Below are 492 nucleotides of genomic sequence, written 5' to 3'. Positions count from 1 at the left end.
ACCATGATATTGAGGGAGAATTAAATACCCAACGTCTGCCACGCCATCGATAAGATGAAAACCAGTGACACCGATTTTTTCACCAGTTTCCCGTACAGTCATTGTAAGGCATAGCCAATTTTCTGAAGTTTTAGACCACTGAGGAAGCCTTGATTCAAATTTTTCTTTTATCTCTGAAGGAGGTGGCTCATCGAAACATAAGCTAATAACAGCAGGATCACGATGTAAAGACTCAAATAATTCCCAATCTTTGTCCGTAATTTGAGTCATTTTCAGTCTAGCTGTAAGTATTTCCATGCTCGATCTTTCCTTGTTACATAACGCCTTGTTAAGGTGTGAGGCACGCAATACCGAAGCCTCCGCATACCACCTTAACCATTAAAACCAACGCATAGTAAAAATGCCACGCGTGCCGAATCACTCTTGAACAATTTGTTATGCTCGTACTCAAAGAAATTGGAGAATTAAGCAAGTGATAAACGCTGGAAGCCC

Annotated in this window: 1 protein-coding gene; it reads right to left on the bottom strand. The window is 40.9% G+C overall.

Annotated features, from left to right (window positions below; all coding sequences use genetic code 11):
• Positions 1–297: GNAT family N-acetyltransferase (locus tag IQR33_RS34595; RefSeq protein ID WP_228014177.1), on the bottom strand; the 297-nt coding region annotated here is incomplete at its 3' end.
• Between the last annotated feature and the right edge of the window lie 195 nt (positions 298–492).

The organism is Vibrio sp. OPT46, assembly GCF_015163535.1.
Classification (GTDB): domain Bacteria; phylum Pseudomonadota; class Gammaproteobacteria; order Enterobacterales; family Vibrionaceae; genus Vibrio; species Vibrio alginolyticus.
Note: the sequence above shows the minus strand (reverse complement) of the source record. Positions and strands in the feature narration are given on the sequence as shown.